General features: G+C 65.8%; 20 protein-coding genes. 15 read left to right on the plus strand and 5 right to left on the minus strand.

All coding sequences use genetic code 11. The annotated features are described in order from the left end of the window. Positions 1 to 34: 34 nt before the first annotated feature. From V474_RS24975 to tilS, 5 genes are all read left to right on the plus strand, one after another. Complete coding sequence (locus V474_RS24975) at positions 35 to 190, plus strand: YdcH family protein (RefSeq protein ID WP_082057986.1); 156 nt, start codon at positions 35 to 37, stop codon at positions 188 to 190. Positions 191 to 357: 167 nt separating this feature from the next. Further along, positions 358 to 2,631: a phosphoenolpyruvate--protein phosphotransferase gene (gene ptsP, locus V474_RS14665; RefSeq protein WP_059152230.1), complete on the plus strand. Its 2,274-nt coding sequence runs from the start codon at positions 358 to 360 to the stop codon at positions 2,629 to 2,631. A gap of 197 nt (positions 2,632 to 2,828) precedes the next feature. After that, on the plus strand, positions 2,829 to 3,683 hold the full coding sequence (locus tag V474_RS14670) for a helix-turn-helix domain-containing protein (RefSeq protein ID WP_082699804.1): 855 nt from the start codon (positions 2,829 to 2,831) through the stop codon (positions 3,681 to 3,683). 127 nt (positions 3,684 to 3,810) lie between these two features. Then, a complete protein-coding gene (locus V474_RS14675; protein WP_059152231.1) occupies positions 3,811 to 4,773 on the plus strand; it encodes a tetratricopeptide repeat protein in 963 nt (320 codons plus the stop codon). Between the two features lies 1 nt (position 4,774). After that, positions 4,775 to 5,749 (plus strand): tRNA lysidine(34) synthetase TilS, encoded by a 975-nt coding sequence (gene tilS, locus V474_RS14680; RefSeq protein ID WP_059152232.1) that lies wholly within the window; start codon positions 4,775 to 4,777, stop codon positions 5,747 to 5,749. Between the two features lie 3 nt (positions 5,750 to 5,752). On the opposite strand, the gene V474_RS14685 is transcribed toward tilS, so the two are convergent. Together V474_RS14685 and V474_RS14690 are read right to left on the minus strand one after the other, a co-directional pair. Beyond that, complete coding sequence (locus tag V474_RS14685; RefSeq protein WP_059152233.1) at positions 5,753 to 6,394, minus strand: L,D-transpeptidase family protein; 642 nt, start codon at positions 6,392 to 6,394, stop codon at positions 5,753 to 5,755. Between the two features lie 172 nt (positions 6,395 to 6,566). Beyond that, positions 6,567 to 7,220, minus strand: coding sequence for a TetR/AcrR family transcriptional regulator (locus tag V474_RS14690; RefSeq protein ID WP_407938343.1), 654 nt, complete (start codon positions 7,218 to 7,220; stop codon positions 6,567 to 6,569). 81 nt (positions 7,221 to 7,301) lie between these two features. On the opposite strand from V474_RS14690, the gene V474_RS14695 reads away from it, so the two are divergent. From V474_RS14695 to V474_RS14710, 4 genes are read left to right on the plus strand one after another with little or no spacing between them, the layout of a single operon-like run. Next, a complete protein-coding gene (locus V474_RS14695) occupies positions 7,302 to 9,659 on the plus strand; it encodes a TonB-dependent receptor (protein WP_059152235.1) in 2,358 nt (785 codons plus the stop codon). Between the two features lie 57 nt (positions 9,660 to 9,716). Beyond that, on the plus strand, positions 9,717 to 10,586 hold the full coding sequence (locus V474_RS14700) for an alpha/beta fold hydrolase (protein ID WP_059152236.1): 870 nt from the start codon (positions 9,717 to 9,719) through the stop codon (positions 10,584 to 10,586). A 1-nt stretch (position 10,587) separates the two neighbouring features. Beyond that, on the plus strand, positions 10,588 to 11,871 hold the full coding sequence (locus tag V474_RS14705; RefSeq protein ID WP_059152237.1) for a spinster family MFS transporter: 1,284 nt from the start codon (positions 10,588 to 10,590) through the stop codon (positions 11,869 to 11,871). Further along, entirely contained in the window at positions 11,868 to 12,176 is a 309-nt protein-coding gene (locus V474_RS14710) for a DUF1294 domain-containing protein (RefSeq protein ID WP_330219645.1), read from the plus strand. Before V474_RS14705 ends, V474_RS14710 begins: the two co-directional genes overlap by 4 nt. A 3-nt stretch (positions 12,177 to 12,179) precedes the next feature. Here the strand turns inward: V474_RS14710 and V474_RS14715 are convergent, their stop codons facing one another. Next, on the minus strand, positions 12,180 to 12,566 hold the full coding sequence (locus tag V474_RS14715; protein ID WP_059152239.1) for a DUF4870 family protein: 387 nt from the start codon (positions 12,564 to 12,566) through the stop codon (positions 12,180 to 12,182). A gap of 196 nt (positions 12,567 to 12,762) precedes the next feature. Between V474_RS14715 and V474_RS14720 the strand changes: the two genes are divergently transcribed. From V474_RS14720 to dut, 6 genes are read left to right on the plus strand one after another with little or no spacing between them, the layout of a single operon-like run. Next, complete coding sequence (locus V474_RS14720; RefSeq protein ID WP_059152559.1) at positions 12,763 to 13,503, plus strand: class I SAM-dependent methyltransferase; 741 nt, start codon at positions 12,763 to 12,765, stop codon at positions 13,501 to 13,503. Positions 13,504 to 13,510: 7 nt separating this feature from the next. After that, complete coding sequence (gene ubiB / locus V474_RS14725; protein WP_059152240.1) at positions 13,511 to 15,085, plus strand: 2-polyprenylphenol 6-hydroxylase; 1,575 nt, start codon at positions 13,511 to 13,513, stop codon at positions 15,083 to 15,085. Beyond that, positions 15,052 to 15,921 carry a hypothetical protein gene (locus tag V474_RS14730; RefSeq protein ID WP_236711277.1) on the plus strand — a complete coding sequence of 290 codons (870 nt, stop codon included), beginning with the start codon at positions 15,052 to 15,054 and terminating at the stop codon, positions 15,919 to 15,921. Before ubiB ends, V474_RS14730 begins: the two co-directional genes overlap by 34 nt. A gap of 8 nt (positions 15,922 to 15,929) precedes the next feature. Next, positions 15,930 to 16,244 (plus strand): hypothetical protein, encoded by a 315-nt coding sequence (locus V474_RS26625; protein WP_236711278.1) that lies wholly within the window; start codon positions 15,930 to 15,932, stop codon positions 16,242 to 16,244. 36 nt (positions 16,245 to 16,280) lie between these two features. After that, positions 16,281 to 17,726, plus strand: coding sequence for a bifunctional phosphopantothenoylcysteine decarboxylase/phosphopantothenate synthase (locus V474_RS14735; RefSeq protein ID WP_059152241.1), 1,446 nt, complete (start codon positions 16,281 to 16,283; stop codon positions 17,724 to 17,726). Further along, a complete protein-coding gene (gene dut, locus V474_RS14740) occupies positions 17,710 to 18,180 on the plus strand; it encodes a dUTP diphosphatase (protein WP_059152242.1) in 471 nt (156 codons plus the stop codon). The genes V474_RS14735 and dut overlap by 17 nt, the downstream gene beginning before the upstream one ends. Positions 18,181 to 18,183: 3 nt before the next feature. On the opposite strand, the gene V474_RS14745 is transcribed toward dut, so the two are convergent. Both V474_RS14745 and V474_RS14750 read right to left on the minus strand, forming a co-directional pair. Continuing rightward, positions 18,184 to 18,369, minus strand: coding sequence for a hypothetical protein (locus tag V474_RS14745; protein WP_059152243.1), 186 nt, complete (start codon positions 18,367 to 18,369; stop codon positions 18,184 to 18,186). Between the two features lie 8 nt (positions 18,370 to 18,377). Next, positions 18,378 to 18,569 carry a hypothetical protein gene (locus V474_RS14750; RefSeq protein WP_059152244.1) on the minus strand — a complete coding sequence of 64 codons (192 nt, stop codon included), beginning with the start codon at positions 18,567 to 18,569 and terminating at the stop codon, positions 18,378 to 18,380. Positions 18,570 to 18,701 lie beyond the last annotated feature (132 nt).

Genomic DNA, 18,701 nt, shown 5'->3' on the forward strand with positions numbered 1-18,701 from the left:
GCCACAGGTCCGGCCCCATAAGGAGGAACCGTCCATGGATAGTTCGCACGTCAGCGCTCTTCAGCTCAAGCATGCCGGTATCGAACGGCAGATCCACGAGGAATTGAGCCGTCCGATGCCTGATGCCGTGGTGGTCCAGGCTCTCAAGAAGAGAAAGTTAGCGCTCAAGGAGGAGATCGGACGGTTCTAACCGCCGATCCCGAGCCGCCTTATCAGTTGAAGGCCAGACCGCAGGCGCATTTTACGCCCATACGAATCCACCGGTCGCACCGGAGATCCCCGATATAATACCAATTACCTGAATCGACGGCATCCGCTGCGTTCCCAAAGCGATCCCTTTGCGTTACTCCTCTGGGTATGAGTGGAGCCGTCGAAGCAGCCAGAACCATCCTCACCCGCCTTCACGAGGTGATGGCCTCACGCAGCAATGCGCAGGCCAAGCTCAACAACGTGGTGGAAGTGATCGGAGAAAGCCTCGATAGCGAGGTTTGCTCGATCTACCTCCTGCGTGAAGGGATGCTGGAACTTTTCGCGACGCGCGGCCTTGCCCAGGAAGCCGTGCACGTCACGCGCATGGCCGTGGGTGAGGGCTTGGTTGGCACGATTGCCGACCAGACCGGCACGCTCAACCTGGCCGAAGCAGCCGCGCATCCTGACTTTTCGTACCGCCCCGAAACGGGCGAGGACAAATATCACTCCTTCGCGGGCGTGCCGATCGTGCGGCGCGAACGCGCGGTTGGCGTACTGTGCGTCCAGCACGTGGAACCGCGCCGCTACGAAGAAATCGAGATCGAGGCGCTGCAGACGGTGGCGATGGTTCTTTCCGAACTCATCACCAATGCCGACCTCATCGACGAGGAGGACGCCCGCGCGCTGAGCGCGGGCCAGACCGGACCGATGCAGATGAACGGGCTAACACTCGTCAAGGGCCTTGCGCTCGGCGTGGCGGTCTATCATCAGCCGCGCGTCACCATCGAGCATATTGTCGCGGAGGATACCGAGGCCGAGCGCCAGCGCGTCATCACGGCATTCGACCGAATGCGTGAACAGATCGACCGGATGGCCAACCAGGCCGAGTTCGGCGTCGGCGGCGAGCATGAGGAGGTTCTCGAAACCTATCGCATGTTCGCCTACGACGAGGGCTGGACTCGCCGCATCAACGAAGCGATTGATAGCGGCCTAACCGCCGAAGCTGCGATTGAGCGGGTTCAGCAGCGCACCCGCATGCGCATGCGCCAGATCGACGATCCCCTGCTGGCCGATCGTATGCACGATCTGGAGGATCTGGCGAACCGGCTGCTGCGGATCGTCTCGGGCCAGCTCGGGACGGCGGCGTCGATGGGGCTGCGTAACGATGCGATCCTGATCGCGCGCAACCTTGGCCCGGCCGAACTGCTCGAATACGACAGGCGGCGCCTCAAGGGCGTGATCCTTGAGGAAGGCTCGCTCACCAGTCACGTCGTAATCGTCGCGCGCGCCATGGGCGTGCCGGTACTGGGCCGAGTGCGGGGGTTACGCGGCGTCGTGCGTGACGGCGACCAGATTCTGCTCGATGCAGATCAGGCCACCGCCACCGTACGTCCCTCGCCTGGCTCGCTGGAGGCTTTCGACGCCCGATTCGCCAGGAGCCGTGAACGTCAGGCCATCTATGCGGGTCTGCGTGACGTGCAGGCGACGACGCGTGACGGCACCCGGATCAACGTGATGATCAACGCCGGGCTCCGCGACGATGTCGCCAACCTTAACCTTACCGGCGCTGATGGCATCGGCTTGTTCCGCACCGAATTCCAGTTCCTCGTTTCTGCCACGCTGCCCCAGCGTGAGAAACAGACCCGTCTCTACCGCGATGTCATGGATGCTGCGGGAGACCGCCCGGTAGTGTTCCGCACGGTCGACATCGGCGGCGACAAGACGCTGCCTTATCTGCGCCACGACGACGGCGAGGGGGAGGAGAACCCGGCGATGGGCTGGCGCGCGCTGCGCGTTGCGCTCGAACGCGATGGGTTGCTCAAGGTGCAGGCGCGTGCGCTGCTTGAGGCCGGCGCAGGCCGCAAGCTCAACGTCATGTTCCCGATGGTCGCGGAACCGTGGGAGTTCGACGCTGCCAAGGCCGTGTTTGACGGCCAGCTCGATTACCTGCGCAAACGCAAGAAGGTGCTGCCCGAAGTGATTCGCTACGGCGTGATGCTCGAAGTGCCGGCGTTGGCCGAGCAACTCGACCTGATCGCGCCGAAGATTTCGTTCCTTTCGATCGGCACCAACGACCTTACCCAGTTCCTGTTCGCGGCTGACCGTTCCAACCCGAAGCTGGCGGAGCGTTACGACTGGCTTAGTCCGGCGATCCTGCGGTTCCTCAAGCGGGTCGTGCGCACACTTGACGGCACCAAGGTGGACATCAGCGTTTGCGGCGAAATGGGCGGGCGCCGCCTGGAAGCGCTGGCGCTGCTCGGACTGGGTATCCGGCGCTTATCGATCACTCCGGCAGCGGTCGGCCCGATCAAGGAACTGGTCGGCAAGGTCGACCTGGGCGAGATCACTGTCGCCATGGACGGCTGGATGGCGGCGCCGCCTGCCGACCTGCGCGCCGAGATGGTCGCCTGGGCCGCCGCGCGTGATATTCATGTCGATTGAGCGCGCCGACACTCGCGAGTCGGCCCAATGCCCGTGAGCCTGGGCGTGTTCGCTATTTGTCTCAACGAAAATGTTCAAAGTGCAGTTATGGCCGCATAATTTTCAAGCGATTGGCGGTGCACTGATTGACTTTGCCTCGTCAGACGGTTTGGTTAGTCACAGGTCAGGTCGCATTTACCACACCCTTCTGGAGCAGAATGGAAAACGTCGAATCCCAGGGTCATGCGCGAGAGTCGCAAAGCGCCGGAGCCCAACTTCGCGCGGCGCGTGAAGCTGCCGGCCTCAGCCGTGCGGACATCGCCTCGCAGACCAAGGTCGCCGAACGACATCTCCTCTCCATCGAGGAGGATCGGCTGGGCGATCTCGCTGCGCGCACGTATGCGGTAGGTTTCGCGCGGGCCTATGCCCGCGCCGTTGGTGTCGACGAAAAGGTAATCGCGGCGAAGATCCGCGCCCAGCTTGAAATTGACGTGCCCGAGCGGCATGAGGCCGTTCCCAGCTTCGAGCCGGGCGATCCCGCGCGTGTGCCTACCCGGCGCCTCGCCTGGATCGCGGCGGCTGGCGTGCTGGTCGCGGTGGTGGTGCTTCTGGTGTTCTGGAGCAGCTTCCTTTCGCCCCAGGGTGCGCTGCCCGATCTCATCGCCGACAAGCCAGCTCAAACCGCTGCGCCTGCGACCTCCGTGCCGCCGCCGCCGGCGCCCGTTCCCACGAGCGGCCCCGTTGTGCTGACGGCGACCGGCGATCAGGTCTGGCTCAAGGTCACTGATGGCACGGGCGCGCAGGTGCTCCAGAAAGAACTCGCCAAGGGTGAGAGCTGGACCGCGCCGGCGGGCGTTGCTGGCCTGAAGCTGCGTACCGGCCGCCCAGATGCCTTGCAGATTTCGGTCGGCGGCAAAGCGCTCCCGCCGCTTTCGGACAAGCCCGAACTTGTGACGGGCGTTTCGCTTACCCCGGCAGACCTGCTTGCCCGCTCCAATCCAGGGTCTGCATCGGCACCGGCCGGTTCTGGTCAGAGCGCTGCGCCTGCACCGCTTTCCACGGTTTCCAACTAACCCCGCCTCGACAGGCGGGGGCAGTTTCGGGCAACACGCCCGAACCAGCCCACTGGTTAATTCCCGGTTCCGCCGGCCGCTGCCATAAATGCGGCTTGCGATTTTCCGGCACGGAGTTGATTTGGCGATGAAACGTACCCTTGGCGCATTGCGCACGACACACTGGCTGGCAACGGCTGCTGCGGTGTCGATCCTCGCTGGTGGAGTAGCCCCCGCCTCCGCCCAGGATGCGAACACGAGCGCGCGCCTCAATAAGGTCGAATCCGAAGTGCGTGCTTTGCAGCGCAAGGTTTTTCCGGGTGCGGACGGCAAGTTCTTCGAGCCCGAAATCACTTCGAAGCCTGCCCCTGTCACTACCCCCGGCCAGCCCGCCAGCACCCCCGTCACCGACCTCTTGACCCGCATGGACTCGGTCGAAGCGCAGATGGCGCGGCTTACCTCCCAGGTCGAACAAAACACCAACCGCATTGGCCTGCTTGAAGCCAAGCTCGCCGCCAGCGCGCCGGCACCGCTGCCGATGGACGCAGCGCCGCCCGCACCGCAGAGCAACCTCGACGCCATGAGCGGGGGCGCTTCGACAGCGCCCGTCACGCCGCGCCCCGTCGTGGCGGCTCCTGTTCCGGCGGCGCCTGCGCGTCCGGTGGCGGCGACATCCTCGCGGATCGAGGCGGTGAAGGCCATCGTCAAGCCGCAGAGCGCTGATGCCGGCGACGACGAGTACAGCTACGGCTTCCGTCTGTGGGAAGCGAAGTTCTACCCCGAAGCGCAGCAGCAGCTGAAGATGTACCTTGAAAAGTACCCCAAGCACGCGCGGGGCAGCTGGGGGCGCAACCTGCTCGGCCGCGCTTATCTGGACGACAATAACCCGAGCGAGGCAGCCAAGTGGTTCCTCCAGAACTTCCAGGCCGACAAGCGCGGCGACCGTGCTTCCGACAGCCTGCTCTACCTCGCGGTGTCGATGAAGCAGCTCAAGGACACCAAGCGCGCCTGCATCGCGCTCGCCGAATTCAGCGAGACGTATGCGGCCGAAGCGGCGGGACGCCTGAGCGGTCTTTATAACTCGACCCGCAGTGGACTGACCTGCACCTGACATGCCGATAGACGAAGGCGCTGCGGGCCGGTTTCGGGCCGGTCTGGCGGCGCTCTGGCCTGAGGGCGTGGATGAGGAAGGCGCGCGGCTTGGCTTAGCTGTATCCGGCGGGCCTGACAGCCTTGCCCTGTTGCTGCTGGCCCAGGCGGCGCTGCCGGGACGGGTTGAGGCAGCAACGGTGGACCACGGGCTGCGGCCCGAAAGCGCGGGCGAAGCAGCCGAGGTCGCGCGGATCTGCGCAGACCTTGGCGTTCCCCATGCCGCGCTGCCGGTCGAAGTCGCGCCTGGCAATGTCCAGGCCGAGGCCCGCGCCGCGCGCTACGCCGCGCTGGCGGGCTGGGCTGCGCAGCAGGGCCTCGCCGCGCTGGCGACCGGCCATCAGGCCGACGATCAGGCCGAAACTCTGCTGATGCGCCTCAACCGGGCCAGCGGCGTAGCGGGCCTTGCAGGTGCGCGTGAGCGAGGCACGGTGTCCGGCGCGGCCCTGCCGCTGCTGCGTCCGGTGCTGGCATGGCGCCGCGCCGAGCTTGGCGACGTGGTGCGCGGTGCCGGGCTGGTCGCCGCCGAAGATCCCAGCAACGCCAACGACCGTTTCGACCGCGTGCGTATCCGCAAGGCGCTGGTCGATGCGGACTGGCTCGACGTTGCCGCCATCGCACAAAGCGCCGCGCATATCGCCGAGGCCGATGCCGCGCTCGACTGGATGGCCGCGCTCGAATGGCGTTCCTGCGTGAAGAAGGAACCGATGGGTCTGAAATACCGCCCTCAGGCTCCGCGGGCGGTGGTCTTGCGCGTGCTTGCACGGGTCGTGCGCGAACTGGACGGCGAGGAAGCGCGCGGCGGCGCCATCGCCCGGCTGCTGGAAAGCCTTGTTTCGGGGCGACCCGCGTCCATTGGCAATCTGGTGGCGCGGCCCAATGCGGGCGGCTGGAGCTTTGCGAAAGCCCCGGTCAGGGCGGTCCGGCGCGAACGCTGAGGTTTAGCCACCGACGAGGCTGTCGCCCATGCCGACCTGCTTGCCGCGTGTAATATAGACCTTGTCGCCGACTTTAGTCGTCGAGAACAGTTTGGCGGCGAAGTCGTTGGGCATGCCCACGCAGCCGTGGCTGGCGTAGCCAAGCGCCACGTCAGACCCGTGCAGGGTGATCCCGTCGTTGGTCAGGCGCTGCATGTAGGGCATCGGCGCGCCGGTGTAGATGTTCGAGACGTGGTCCTTGTCTTTCTGGGTGATCGGGAAGACGCCCAGCGGAGTGGGCTTGTCCTCGGTGCCGAGCAGGACGGCGGTCGCGCCGATCTCATAGCCGGAGCGGAACACCGACAGCACCCGCGCATCGAGGTCCACCGTCACGACGATCGGTCCGGCGGGCACGTTCTTGTCGTCCCAGTGCCATTCGCCGTATTTGATCGCGCCGCTGATCGGCAGGATGCGCTTGATGACGAAGGGCTCGTCCTTCTTCCGTACCGGGGCGGGCCTGGCATCGGCGACCGGGGTAGGGGCCGCCAACTTCGCCTCGGCCAGCGATGCCGGTTCCGGCTTATCGGGCGAGGCCGCGACCACGAGCACGCCGGCAATGGCGGCAAGGGCGACGAAGCCCGAGGCGAGGAGAATGCGCGCGTCCAAGTGAATTTTTCCGTTCCTGTCTGGCGACTCTCTCTGGCAGATCGGCCTTATCATCGCGTAAATGACGGTGAAGTGCCAGCGAGCGCGGAGGCGAGTTTGTCGCAGATGCGGCGGGGTGCGTTCGTTAACGCGGCGATGCGATCCGGTGCGCTGTCGCAGCGTTACCTGCGCCTCAGCGCTTGGCGATGCCTTCGCGCAGGATCGAGTTGGCCAGTTCCGCCACTTCTTCGGCGCCCGCGTCTTCGGACCAGACGGCGTAGCGCAGCCCCAGGAACACGTTCATGCCCATGATCGCCCAGGCATGAGCCTCGCCCAGGTCTTCGCGCAGCTCGCCCTTGCGGATGCCTTCGGCGAGACGTTCGTGGATGCGGCGTGCGGTGTTGCGATAGTGCAGGCGGAAGCTGTCCGGGTCGACGAATTCGCACTCGTCGATGATGCGGTAGATTTCCTTGTGCTCGCTGGCGAAGCGCAGGAACCCGGTGAGCGAGGCGCGTTCGGTTTCCAGCGCGGGCAGGTCCTGCTGCCGGGCGCTGCGCGCTGCCTCGCGGACTTTGCCGCTAAGGTCGTCGACCAGCGCGCGGAAGATCTCGTCCTTGGAATTGAAGTAGGTGTAGAAACTGCCCAGCGCCGTGCCCGCGCGCCGGGTGATGCCGGTGATCGAGGCTTCGTGGAAACCGCGCTCCCCGAATTCGATCGCCGCCGCGTCGAGCAGCTTGCGCAAGGTACGCCGGCCTCGTTCGGTGCGAGGCGCCTTGTCGGCAGGGCCTTTGTCAGCTGGTGGCGTCGGTGTGGTCACAACGACACAGCTAGACCGCTCTTTGTGCATTGGCAAACATTCAAAGTTGAAAGTCGGTTCAACTGTCAATAAGCAGGCATCCAACGATAAGCGACCATGGGAGAGTATACGATGCGCAAGGTGCGATTCCTCGCGATTTCCTCCAGCGTTCTGGGCCTGTGCGGCGGTTTCGGCATTGCCGCCCCGGCGCTGGCTCAGGAGGCCCCGGCAAGGCCCGAAGCCGCCTCCGAAGCATCGGGCGGCGATATCATCGTCACAGCGCGCCGCCGCGAGGAACGCCTGGTCGACGTGCCGATCGCGGTCACCAGCTTCAGCGGCGAACAGCTCGCGAAATCCGGCGCGATCGATATTACCGAGATCGCCAATTCAGCCCCCAACGTCACGCTGGAACCGTCACGGGGCACCAACTCCACGCTGTCCGCGTTCATTCGCGGCGTCGGCCAGCAGGACCCGGTATCGGGGTTCGAGCAGGGCGTCGGGATCTATCTTGACGATGTGTACCTCAATCGCCCGCAGGCCGCCGTTCTGGATATCTACGATGTCGAGCGGATCGAAGTGCTGCGCGGGCCGCAGGGTACGCTTTATGGGCGCAATACCATCGGCGGCGCGGTGAAGTATGTGACCAAGCAGCTGCCGCAGGACTTCTCGCTCAAGGTTAAGGGCACTTACGGCACTTACGACCAGGCCGATCTGATCGTCACCGCCTCGGCGCCTGTGAGCGACCTGATCCGCGTCGGTGGATCGGCGGCGCGCCTGTCGCGCGGGGGCTTCGGCAGGAACCTGACCACGGGCGATGACAACTACAACAAGGATATCTGGGCTGCGCGCGCCAGCGTCGACATCGGCGGCTATGGCGAGCCGGTGCTGATCCGCATCTCGGCCGATTACACCAAGGACAAGTCGAACCCGCGCGGCGGCCACCGTCTGATCCCCGGCTACGCTTCGGGCGCGCCGGTGCTCAGCGACGTGTTCGACACGCGCGGCGGCCTCAACGATCCCCGGCAGGAGGTCGAGGCTTACGGCTTCGCCATCAACGCCACCGCCGAACTGAGCGATAGCCTGACCTTCCGTTCGATCAGTTCGTGGCGCAAGGACGACAGCGCTTCGCCGATCGACTTCGACGCGCTGCCCGCGGTCGACCTCGACGTGCCCGCCTTCTATCGCAACGAGCAGACCAGCCAGGAATTCCAGTTCCTCTACGACGATGGCGGCATGGTGCAGGGCCTGCTCGGCGGCTACTATCTTTCGGCCAAGGCGGACACGCAGTTCGACACCCGGCTGTTCACCGCGCTGAACGGCCTGACCGCCTTCACCCAGGCGAATGTCGATACGGAGACCTTCGCGGTCTTCGGCGACTTCACTTTTGATTTCACCCAGCAGCTCAGCCTGTCGGTGGGCGGTCGATATACCTGGGATGAACGCCGCGCGCAGATTTTGCGGCAGAACTATCTTGGCGGCGGATCGCCGGTATTCGGCGGGGCGGGCCTGCCACTGGGCGCGCCGAGCACCGATTTTTCGGGCAAGGCGACCTTCAAGAAATTCACCCCGCGCGCCTCGATCAGCTTCAAGCCGACGCCGGACCACAACATCTACGCCAGCTTCAGCCAGGGCTTCAAGGGCGGCGGCTTCGATCCGCGCGGCGTCGGTGTCAACGCGCCTGCGGCTACGCCGGGGAGGCCGACCGACGCCGAAGTCACCGATTACCTCAGCTTCAAGCCCGAGACGGTCGACAGCTACGAGATCGGCTACAAGGCCAACCTGTTCGGCGGCGGCTTCTATATCGCGGCAGCGGCGTTCCAGATGGACTACAGGGACGTGCAGATCCCCGGTTCGGCGGGCTGCAGCGTGGGCGGTATCCCGACCTTCTGCGGGATCATCACGAATGCCGGCAAGGCCCGATTCCGCGGCTTCGAACTGGAAGCCAATGCCCGTTTGGCACAGGACATGATGGCGGCGGGCGACCGGCTCAGCCTGTCCGGGTCGCTTGGCTACATCGATGCCAAGTATAAGGAATATATCGCCAATATCGGCGGCGTTCCCACTGATGTCGCCCCCAACCGCGATGTTCAGAACACCCCCAAGTGGACCACCAGCGCCACGCTGGCCTACACGGCGCCCGTGGGCGAGGGCGACGTCTCGTTCAGCACGACCTATGCGTACCGCAGCAAGACCCACCAGTTCGAGATCCCCAACCCCTACCTCGACCAGAAGGGGTACGGACTTGTCGACGCCAGCCTGGTCTACTCCGCACCGGGCGGGCGCTGGACGCTGGGCGTGCACGGCAAGAACCTGTTCGACAAGCAGTACAAGACCTCGGGCTATACGTTCCTTGCCGCCAATCCGGTCACCGGCGAACTGCTGACGGCGCCCAGCGGACGGTTCATTCCCACGCTCGGCACCGAGGGCACGCTGACCGCCTTCTATGGCAACCCGCGCCAGGTTTTCGCCACCGCGACACTGGCGTTCTGAGGGGTCTGCCGGTCCATCATGGCCCGGCACCCCTGCGTCTGAAAGGAACCTTGCGTTATGGACTACCGCGTCCACCGCTATCGCAGCGCCTGCGGGCGGCTCGACCTTGCCGCGCGCGATTATCCGGGCGCAGGCCCTCAGGCTCCGGTCCTGCTGATGATGCACGGCCTGACGCGCAACAGCGCCGATTTCGAGCCGCTGGCGGCAAAGCTGGCCGGGCGCTACCGGATGATCGTGCCCGACCAGCGCGGGCGCGGTCTTTCGCAGTGGGACCCGGACCCTGCGCAGTACCGCCCGGACGTCTATGCGCAGGATATGCTGGCGCTGCTGGATGACGTTGGCATTGCGCGCGCCGGACTGGTTGGCACATCGATGGGCGGGCTTATGGCGATGGTGATGAACGCGCTGCGGCCCGGTCTTGCGAAGGCGGTGGTCCTAAACGACATCGGGCCGGTGCTGGATTCGGCGGGGCTGGCGCGGATACAGGGCTATGTCGGCCCGTCGGGCGGGATGGCGGACTGGACCGAGGCTGCCGCCCGCACCCGCGCGATCAACGGCTCGGCTTTTCCTGATTACGGCAGCGCGGACTGGACGGCGTTCGCCCGCCGTATCGCCCACGAGAACCCCGACGGCACCATCTCCTTCGCCTATGATCCGGCCATTGCAAAAAGCGTTGTCGGGGACGATCCGCAAACCGTGCCGCCCGACCTCTGGCCCTTGTGGGATCTGCTGGACGCTGTGCCGGTGCTGGTGGTGCGCGGTGCCCTTTCGGACCTGCTCGGCGCCGCGACCATGCAGGAGATGGCGCGCCGTCACACTGGCAGCTATGCGGGCGTTGAAGTGCCGCGCGTCGGCCACGCCCCGATCCTTGACGAGCCGGCGGCGCTGGCGGCGATCGAAGCCTTCCTCAAGGAGCATGTAACCTGACATGAGCGACACCGCCGCCATCGCCCAGCCTGCGAGCAGGCCCGCCGCCTCGCCCAACCTCGTGCTGGGGATGCTGCTGCTCGTCTACATCTTCAATTTCGTCGACCGGCAGATCCTCTCGATCCTGGCTGCGCCGATACAGGCCGAACTTGGCCTCGACGATGCCGAACTGGGAATGCTGGGCGGCCTTGCCTTCGCGATCCTCTATTCGACGCTGGGCGTGCCGCTGGCGTGGGTGGCCGACCGCACAAGCCGGTCATGGGTCATCACCGGCTCGCTGGTGGTGTGGAGCCTGTGCACTTCGGCCTGCGCGCTGGCGCAGGGGTTCTGGCACATCTTCCTTGCACGCGTGGGCGTCGGCGTTGGCGAGGCAGGGGGGGTGGCGCCCAGCTATGCGGTGATCGGCGATCATTTTCCCAGCCACCGCCGCGCTTTCGCGCTTTCGGTCTATTCGCTGGGCATCCCTCTTGGCTCTGCGATGGGCGTACTGGCGGGGGGCTATGTGGCGCAGGCGGTGGACTGGCGCACGGCGTTCCTTGTCGTCGGACTCGCCGGCATCCTCATCGCGCCGCTGTTCAAGCTGGTGGTGCGCGATGTCCCGCGCCCTGTCGGCAACGCGGCCGAGGCATCTTCGATCCGCTTTGGCGATGTGGCCGCGACGCTGGCGGGCAAGCGCGCCTTCTGGCTGCTCAGCTTCGGCGCCGCGTCCAGCTCGATGCTCGGATATGGCCTGATGTTCTGGCTGCCCAGCCTGCTCCAGCGCAGCTTCGGACTGGACCTCGTCCATACCTCGTGGTTCATCGGCGCGGTGCTGCTGCTGGGCGGCTGCGTGGGCGTGCTGGCGGGCGGAATCCTGGCTGACCGGCTGGGGAAGGGCGACCGCGCCTGGTACGGCCGGGTTCCGGCGATTGCCTTCGTCTGCGCCGTGCCGCTGTTCGCTGGCGGCATCTGGACGTCCAGCGTGCCGCTGGCGTTCCTGATGTTCCTGGTGCCTCAGGCGCTCGCCTATTTCTGGCTGGGCCCGGTGACGAGCGCGGTTCAGCATCTTGTCGAGCCGCCCGCGCGGGCAACCGCCTCGGCGCTGTTCCTGCTCGTCAACAACCTGATCGGGCTTGGCGGCGGCATTTATGCGCTGGGCGCGCTGTCCAAGGCGCTGGCGCCGGTATGGGGGAGCGAATCGCTGCGCTATTCCATGCTCTTCGCGCTGGCTCTCTATCTTGTTGCTGCTGCGCTCATGGCGCTGGCCGGGCCCGCGCTGCGCCGGGAATGGGTGGCGGAAAAGTGATCGGCTCCGGGATGGAGGGGGCAACGCTGGCGTTAACCGCCGCGCTTTGTGCGCTGGCGGCGCTCAACCTGGCGAGCTTTGCCGCCTTCGCCATCGACAAGGCGCAGGCCAAGGCCCGCCGCCGCCGGATCGCGGAATCGACGCTGCTCTGGCTCGCACTCTTGGGCGGCAGCCCCGGCGCTTACGCCGGGCGGCGCGCCTTTCGTCACAAGACCCGCAAGCAGCCGTTCGTCCGGCGCCTCCACACCGTTGCGGCGCTGCAGGTGGCCGCGCTCGGTGCTGGGGCTTACCTGCTGCTGCGATAGTCCTCAGACCAGCCAGCTACCGGGATTGGGCATAGGCAGCTGCTTCTGGGCCTTGAGAATGCTCATAACACTGCGCACGATGACCAGCACCGACACCAGCGGCAGGATCACGAAACCGATCAGGGCGACCATCAGCACGAAGCCCAGCACCGTCCCGATCAGGAAGATCCAGAAAGTGCGAATCGCATATTCGTAATGGGATACTTCCCACTGTGCCTTGGGTTCGCCGCGCCAGACATAGGCCAGGACCACGCCGACTATCCCGGTGATCCCGGTGATGTACGAGGCGAGGTAGAGCAGGTTGATGATCGTGGGATTGTTGAATTCGAACCCCGTAACCGGGGCCGAACCGGCAGGCCTTTCAGCGGGCTTGGGGTCGAACTCGGTCATTGCTGTCCTCCTGTCGGCGCGCGGGCCGGGTTCCCGATAAAGCGATGCTGCCCGGTTTGACCCGCCGAAGCAAGGATGCCGGGCGCCTCCAACCCCGGCGCCGCGCCTGCTCCGGCCTATGTTCAGCACGAATGGCACGGTCGCGGGCAAAACCAAGGCTGGCGCCGCGCGGCGGGGATGGTTAGAGAACGGCTCCATGAGCGATACCAGCGATACCGTTTCCTTCGGCTATGAAGACGTCCGTGCAGAGGAGAAGGAGGAGCGCGTGGGCGCGGTCTTCTCCGCCGTGGCGCGCAAGTACGACATCATGAACGATGCCATGTCCGCGGGCATGCACCGGGTCTGGAAGGACAAGTTCGTGCGCCGGGTCAAACCGCGCAGTCATGAACAGATCCTCGACATGGCCGGAGGCACTGGCGACATCGCCTTCCGCATGGAAGAAGCGGGCGCGCGCATCACCGTCTCGGACATCAACCAGGACATGCTCGACGTCGGGATCGAGCGCGCGATGGAGCGCGGCATCGACACCCTCGTCTGGTCCCGCCAGAACGCCGAGGAGCTGAGCTTCGAGGACCGTTCGTTCGATGCCTATACGATCGCGTTCGGCATCCGCAACGTCACCCACATCGACAGGGCCCTGGCTGAGGCGCACCGCGTGCTCAACTATGGCGGGCGCTTCTTCTGCCTTGAATTCTCGACCACCGAATGGCCGGGTTTCAAGGAAGTCTACGATGCCTATTCGCACAAGCTGGTGCCGAAGATCGGCCAGATGATCGCGGGCGATGCCGAATCGTACCGCTACCTGATCGAATCGATCCGCCGCTTCCCGCCGATGCCCGAATTCGAGGGCATGATCCGCAAGGCCGGCTTCCGGCACACCAAGGTCGAGCCGATCATGGGCGGCCTCGTCGCGATTCATTCGGGCTGGAAGGTCTGACCACACGGTGACCACCACCCCCGTCCACATCGTGCGCCTGCTCAAGTGGGGCCGCATCCTCGCGCGTCACGGCGCGCTGCGCGGGATCGAGAACGACCGCAACGCCCCGGCGGCGGTCAAGCGGCTGTGCCGGATTGCCCGTTTCGGCACCCGCCAGTCGCCCGAGCCGGACTATGCCGGTGCCTTCCAGGAAATCGGCCCCGCCGCGATCAAATTGGGTCAGGCGCTGGCGACGCGTCCCGATCTCGTCGGCGAAATCCCCGCGCGTAACCTGCTCAGCCTGCAGGACAGCCTGCCGCCGGTGGCCTTCGCGGCGATCCGCAGCCAGATCGAAAGCACTTTCGGCAGGCCGGTCGAAACGATCTTCGCCAGCATCGAAGAGGAGCCGGTCGGCGCGGCCTCGATCGCTCAGGTTCACCGCGCGGTCACGCCGGACGGGCGCAGGGTCGCGGTCAAGGTGCTGCGGCCGGGCATCCGCGAACAGTTTTCCCGCGACGTCGAGACATACGAATGGGCCGCTGCCCACCTTGAGGCTCTGGGCGGCGAGGCCACGCGCCTGCGCCCGCGCGCGGTGATCGCCAACCTCAAGCGCTGGACCCTGCGTGAATTCGACCTGCGGCGCGAGGCGGCCTCCGCTTCCGAACTGGCCGATGCGATGAAGGGCATCGAGGACTACCGTGTCCCCGAGATCGACTGGGACCGCACCAATGGTTCGGTCCTGACGCTGGAGTGGATCGACGGCGTCAAGATGAGCAACCTGCCCGCCTTGCGTGAGGCCGGGCACGACATGCCCGCGCTGGCCCGGCGGTTGGTCATAACTTTCCTGACCCAGGCGATTTCCTGCGGGTTCTTCCATGCCGACATGCACCAGGGCAACCTGTTCGTGCAGGGCGGTCCCAATCACAGCACCATCGTTGCGATCGACTTCGGCATCATGGGCCGGATCAATCGTCAGGCGCGGCTGTGGCTGGCGGAAATCCTCTACGGGCTGACCACGGGCAATTACCGCCGCGTGGCCGAAATCCACTTCGAGGCGCAGTACGTCCCCAGCTATCACACCGTCGAGGAATTCGCGACGGCGCTGCGGGCCGTGGGCGAACCGATGCGCGGCAAGGCGGTTTCGGAACTGTCGGTCGGGCAGATGCTCGACGGGCTGTTCGCGATCACCCGCGATTTCGACATGGCGGTGCAGCCGCACCTGTTGCTGCTGCAAAAGACCATGGTCATGGTCGAGGGACTGGCAACCGCGCTCGACCCGAAGATCAACATGTGGGACGTCTCCGGCCCCTTCGTGAAGGAGTGGATCCGCGACGAACTCGGCCCCGAGGCAGTGATCGTCGACCGCCTGCGTGCGGACGTCGACACGCTGCTGCGCCTGCCCGCGCTGGTGCGCCGGATCGAGGAGAGCTTCCCCGCCAAGGGCGGCGCGCCCGAACAGGCACCGCTGCCGGATATCGACATCATCTGGGCCAAAGGTTCGGGTCGTAAACGCGAAAGTAACCACTGGGGTGGCTATGCTCTGGCCGCAATCCTTGGGGGCACTGCGGCGTGGGCACTGACGTACTGGACACTTCTGACCTGATCGGCGCGCGCCCGCTTGCGCAGACGGGTGGACGTTTCGCAAGCTGGTCGCCGCTGCTGGCGCGCGTGGTGCTGGCCGCGCTGTTGTTGGTGGTGATCGCCTCGATGATCGTGCCCACCAACAAGCCGGGTAACCGCTCGCCCTGGCTCGGTCCGGTCGAAGGCCCGGTGGATGCGGGCGGCAAGGCCGTCGACACCCCGGACAAGCCCTACGATGAAGACATCGCGCTTTACGAAGTCGCGATCGAGCGCATCGCGAAGGGCGAGAGCTACTACGACTTCATCGTGCCCGAGCAGCGCGGCCGCGACTATCCGGTGAACCCGGGCATTGCCGTGCGACTGCCGACGCTGGCTTATATCGACGCATGGCTGGGCAAGACCGGTCAGTTGGTGGCGGCCATCGCGCTGATGCTGGCGATCATCGCGACATGGTGGCAGCGCCTTGGCGAAGAACCCGAGGATGGTGGCCGTCTGCGCCGCCTGGGTACGGCTTTGGTGTTCGTAGGGGCCTCTTTGGGCCTCAACCGTCACTACTTTCCCCTGCACGAGCTTTGGGCCGGCGGGCTGATCGCGCTGTCCTTCGGTCTGCACCGCATCGGCCGCCATGGGCAGGGCGGGCGCTGGGTCGCCGCCTTTGCCGTGGCCGCGCTGGCTCTGGCGATCCGGGAACATACGCTGCCCTACGTCCTGCTCATGGCCGCTTTTGCGCTGTGGCAGCGAAACTGGCGGGAGAGCGCTGCTTGGATAGCACTGATCCTTCTGTTCTTCACCGCTCTCACCTGGCACCTTGAGATCATCGCCCGGGATGTTCTCGCCACGGCCCGCCGTGGCTGGTGATGCGCGGCATGACCGGCTGGCTCGCCAATGTAGTGCAGTCGAGCAACCTGCGCTGGCTGCCGCATTTTCTCGCAGGCCCGGCCGTGATCCTGATGACATTCGGCTGGCTGGGCTGGCGAAGCCGTTCGGGACTGTTCGGCTTCCTGCTCTGCGCTGGCTACGGCGTCGCCTTCATGATCGCGGGTCGGTGGGACAACTTCTACTGGGGCGCAGTGATTGCGCCCGCCATGTTTGCCGGCATCGTCTTTGCCCCGCGCGCCGTATCGCAGCTGGTTGCGGCGGCGCGGCTGCCCGGTTTGTCCCGGCTCCAGCTCGCAAACTGATTGCACCTCCTTACCCGGTGCTGCAAAAGCCGAGGCATGAACGGACCCCGTATTCTGCTGGTCGTGGGCGGCGGCATCGCTGCCTACAAGTCCTGCGAACTCGTGCGCACCATCCGCAAGGCGGGTGGCTCGGTCACATGCGTGCTGACTGAGGGCGGCGCAAAATTCGTGACGCCCATGACGCTGGCCGCGCTCTCGGAAAAGCCTGTCCACACCACTTTGTGGGACCTCAGGAATGAGGCCGAGATGGGCCATATCCAGCTCAGCCGCGAGGCCGATCTGGTGGTGGTCTGCCCGGCGACCGCGGATCTGATGGCCAAGATGGCGGCAGGCATCGCCGACGATCTGGCGACCACCTTGCTGTTGGCCACTGACAAGCCGGTCATGGCGATCCCGGCGATGAACGTGCGCATGTGGCAGCACGCGGCCACCATTCGCAACGTCCAGAGCCTGCGCGCCTCCGGCGTCGATGTGATGGAGCCGGACGAAGGCCCGATGGCCTGCGGCGAATTCGGCCCTGGCCGCCTGCCCGAAGTCCAGATGATCTGGCAGCGGATCGCACAGGCGTTGGCTGGCGGGTCGGTCATGGACGACGCGCCCCAGGCCGATGCGGCGGACGGGCAGGGTGTTGGCGGCGTCCCCGGCGCGGCGATCGCGCGAGGCGGGAAAGCCATCGGTCTCGGCGCTTCCTCGCCGCTGGTGGCGACCAAGGGCGAAGCGCGCGCCGCACCGCCGACCGACCCCGACGCGATCAATCATCTCACGGGCGGCGCTGCGCCGCAGCCATTCGACCCGCTTGCCGGCCAGCCCGATTTCGATCGCGGGCTCGAGCACCGGCCTCTGTACGGGCGCCATGTGCTGGTCACTGCCGGCCCGACCCACGAACCGATCGACCCGGTGCGCTACATCGCCAACCGGTCCTCCGGCAAACAGGGCTTTGCGATCGCCGCCGCCGCTGCCGAGGCCGGCGCGCGGGTGACGCTGGTGGCCGGGCCGGTTCACCTGCCAACCCCGCCTGGGGTCGAGCGGATCGATGTCGAGAGCGCGCTGGAGATGGCCGATGCGGTGGAGGCGGCCTTGCCCGCCGACATTGCCGTCATGGTCGCCGCCGTCGCCGACTGGCGCGTTTCGCGCTCCGCTGACCAGAAGCTCAAGAAGAAGAGCGGCGATGGTCCTCCGACGCTGGAGCTGACTGAAAACCCCGATATTCTCGCCACGCTTGCCAAAAGCGCCGGGCGTCCTTCGCTGGTCGTCGGCTTTGCCGCAGAGACGCAGGACGTGATCCGCTATGCCCGTGAAAAGCGCGTGCGCAAGGGCGCCGACTGGATCATCGCCAACGACGTGTCCGGCGATGTCATGGGCGGCGATGCCAATACCGTCCACATCGTCACCGGCAGCGATGTGATTTCTCTTCCCGAAATGCCCAAGGAGGATGTCGCGCGCATCCTCGTCGAAAGGTTCGCAGATGCACTCCCCCGCTGAAGTCCCCGTCATGGTCAAGATCCTGCCCCACGGTGAGGGTCTGGACCTGCCCGCTTACGCCACGGACGGCGCGGCGGGCATGGACGTGGTTTCGGCCGAGGATGTCACCCTGGCCCCCGGCGCTCGCCATGCGGTGGCGACCGGGCTGTCGATTGCGATCCCTGTCGGTTTCGAGATCCAGGTGCGTCCGCGCTCCGGCCTTGCCCTGAAGCATGGAATTTCCGTGCCCAACGCGCCCGGCACCGTCGATTCGGACTATCGCGGCGAGTTGAAGGTGATCCTCGTCAACCTTGGCGCCGAGCCGTTCGAGATCGTGCGCGGCGACCGCGTGGCCCAGTTGGTGCTCGCGCCTGTCACCCGCGCCTCCTGGCTCAAGGTCGATGAACTCGATGCGACGGTGCGCGGCGAAGGCGGTTTCGGTTCGACCGGCGGTGTGGTCGCACTGGGTAACTGAAGGTCAGCCGGCAAACACGCCAAGCCACCACAGTAGAAGCAGCAGGGCTCCGATCAGCACCACCGCTAGGGAAAGGTAGCTCTGCCAGCCTCGTCGGCGCGGTTTCGCTTCGGAGCCGAGGCTTGTGACCACATGCCCGGCGACTTCGATGATGGTTCCGATCACTTCGCCAGCGATTTCGTGCGGCATGAGGGGCTTCAGTCGCCGCGCTTGCCGGGCTTGCTATCGCGATCCCGGCGCGCCTTGCGCCACTTCAGCCCGTACCAGCCCGCGCCGCCCAGACCGCCGATCATCATCACGCCCTTGGCGAGCGTCTCGAAGGCAGCGCTGAGCGCGCCGATCGTGACGCCCCAGAAGAGCTGCGACAGGATCGCCATGAAATTGTGCATCAGTCAGCATAATCCGGGATTGGGCAGAGGGTGGTAACGGGGCTTGCGCCGACACCATAGCAAAAGGACGGGGCCGCAATATTTCAGCGGACCCGTCCTTTTGTCTTTGCCGCTTTTCGCAGGGCGGGACCT

It is taken from the genome of Novosphingobium barchaimii LL02 (assembly GCF_001046635.1).
Lineage (GTDB): Bacteria > Pseudomonadota > Alphaproteobacteria > Sphingomonadales > Sphingomonadaceae > Novosphingobium > Novosphingobium barchaimii.

What these genes read in the sequence shown, in the direction of transcription:
- V474_RS24975 (WP_082057986.1), top strand. Translation starts at nt 35, where the DNA reads ATGGATAGTTCGCACGTCAGCGCTCTTCAGCTCAAGCATGCCGGTATC.
- ptsP (WP_059152230.1), top strand. Translation starts at nt 358, where the DNA reads ATGAGTGGAGCCGTCGAAGCAGCCAGAACCATCCTCACCCGCCTTCAC.
- V474_RS14670 (WP_082699804.1), top strand. Translation starts at nt 2,829, where the DNA reads ATGGAAAACGTCGAATCCCAGGGTCATGCGCGAGAGTCGCAAAGCGCC.
- V474_RS14675 (WP_059152231.1), top strand. Translation starts at nt 3,811, where the DNA reads ATGAAACGTACCCTTGGCGCATTGCGCACGACACACTGGCTGGCAACG.
- tilS (WP_059152232.1), top strand. Translation starts at nt 4,775, where the DNA reads ATGCCGATAGACGAAGGCGCTGCGGGCCGGTTTCGGGCCGGTCTGGCG.
- V474_RS14690 (WP_407938343.1), bottom strand. Translation starts at nt 7,220, where the DNA reads ATGCACAAAGAGCGGTCTAGCTGTGTCGTTGTGACCACACCGACGCCA.
- V474_RS14695 (WP_059152235.1), top strand. Translation starts at nt 7,302, where the DNA reads ATGCGCAAGGTGCGATTCCTCGCGATTTCCTCCAGCGTTCTGGGCCTG.
- V474_RS14700 (WP_059152236.1), top strand. Translation starts at nt 9,717, where the DNA reads ATGGACTACCGCGTCCACCGCTATCGCAGCGCCTGCGGGCGGCTCGAC.
- V474_RS14705 (WP_059152237.1), top strand. Translation starts at nt 10,588, where the DNA reads ATGAGCGACACCGCCGCCATCGCCCAGCCTGCGAGCAGGCCCGCCGCC.
- V474_RS14715 (WP_059152239.1), bottom strand. Translation starts at nt 12,566, where the DNA reads ATGACCGAGTTCGACCCCAAGCCCGCTGAAAGGCCTGCCGGTTCGGCC.
- V474_RS14720 (WP_059152559.1), top strand. Translation starts at nt 12,763, where the DNA reads ATGAGCGATACCAGCGATACCGTTTCCTTCGGCTATGAAGACGTCCGT.
- V474_RS26625 (WP_236711278.1), top strand. Translation starts at nt 15,930, where the DNA reads ATGACCGGCTGGCTCGCCAATGTAGTGCAGTCGAGCAACCTGCGCTGG.
- V474_RS14735 (WP_059152241.1), top strand. Translation starts at nt 16,281, where the DNA reads ATGAACGGACCCCGTATTCTGCTGGTCGTGGGCGGCGGCATCGCTGCC.
- dut (WP_059152242.1), top strand. Translation starts at nt 17,710, where the DNA reads ATGCACTCCCCCGCTGAAGTCCCCGTCATGGTCAAGATCCTGCCCCAC.
- V474_RS14745 (WP_059152243.1), bottom strand. Translation starts at nt 18,369, where the DNA reads ATGCCGCACGAAATCGCTGGCGAAGTGATCGGAACCATCATCGAAGTC.
- V474_RS14750 (WP_059152244.1), bottom strand. Translation starts at nt 18,569, where the DNA reads ATGCACAATTTCATGGCGATCCTGTCGCAGCTCTTCTGGGGCGTCACG.